The organism is Bradyrhizobium sp. SHOUNA76, assembly GCF_023006445.1.
GTDB lineage: Bacteria > Pseudomonadota > Alphaproteobacteria > Rhizobiales > Xanthobacteraceae > Bradyrhizobium.
The window spans coordinates 1-1,118 of the sequence record NZ_JALBHA010000940.1; the positions used below are offsets into that span (position 1 = coordinate 1).

A 1,118-nucleotide genomic window follows, 5' to 3' on the forward strand; every position below is an offset into this window, starting at 1 on the left:
CGCGCTGCCGACGTCGACGATGCGGTAGCGGCCGGATTGGCCGAGGACCTCACGCACGCCGCCGGTGACCTCGGCCAGGTACGATACGTCTGAAGCGGCCAAGGTGCCTCCCGAGGCGGCGGTCATGTCCTCGAGTTCGAAATCGAACACGGCAAGCGCGACCGGCGCAGGCTGCGCGAGCGCCGCGATGACCTCGCGGGCGAGGAACGCCTCGGCGCGGTCCCAGGCTTCGTCGTTGTCGCCGCGAAACGTATAGAGCTTCTCGAACAGGACCTTCCTGGCGCCGGTATCGATCACGGCGACCCGCGCCCATTGCACCAGCGTGCTGGTCTTCTGGACGCCGCCGACGACCTTGAATTTCGCATCGGCTTGTCCGGCGGGCGTGAGCTGATAGCGCTTGTCCGCCCCGACATCCCGCCGCAGCGCGACCATGAATGCGGCCAGCCGCTTCTCGTGGGCGGCGGTCTGGTCGACCGGCTCGCCGGACGTATCCAGATATTGGAAATCCTCGATCGACACGCCGGCCGGCGCTGCCGCGGCCGCCTCGGGGCCCGCGTCGGCAGGTCGGACACCCACGAGGACAGCGAGGAGGAAAGCAGGGAGGATCAACCGGAAGAGGTGCATGAGCGGGCCTCGCAGCAGGAAGCGGTTCGCAAACCTCGGCGGCCAGCCCACGCCCCTGCAACGGCGGCCGTCCCGGCGAGCGCCGGGAAAATTTCACGGCGCTGCACTGCGGCAGAGCGTAGCGCTTTCCGCGGCTGGCGTTCTGCCGTTTAATGCGGCTGCGACAACCCGTTCGCGCTAGGTGCCCTCGATGTGGAACCGCCCGAGATTCGATCTCAAGGTCCGTCTGACGTTGCGCGTGGCCGCCATCACGGCCGCCTGCTTCGCTGCAATCTCCGCCTATTTCCTGATCGCGGCCGACCGCGCGGTGCACGCGCGCATCGACGGCATCGCCGCGATCGTGGCGAAATCGCTGGAGCTGCAGCAAGGCAAGATCCAATGGGCGGCCGGCCCGCGCGATTTTCCCAACCTCGACCCCGTCGCGGCCTATGTGATGACGCCCGGCCTGTGTCTGGCCTTCCGCGGCGCGAGCGGCGAGATGCTGCAGCGGTTCT

At 68.2% G+C, this 1,118-nt stretch carries 1 protein-coding gene and 1 pseudogene; one reads left to right on the forward strand and one right to left on the reverse strand.

Translation table 11 applies throughout. The annotated features are described in order from the left end of the window. Positions 1-624 (reverse strand): DUF2380 domain-containing protein (locus MOV74_RS38785; protein ID WP_246932864.1); only part of this gene is annotated, 624 nt, incomplete at its 3' end. 190 nt (positions 625-814) lie between these two features. On the opposite strand from MOV74_RS38785, the pseudogene MOV74_RS38790 reads away from it, so the two are divergent. Continuing rightward, positions 815-1,118: pseudogene (locus MOV74_RS38790) on the forward strand (histidine kinase); the annotation flags it as partial.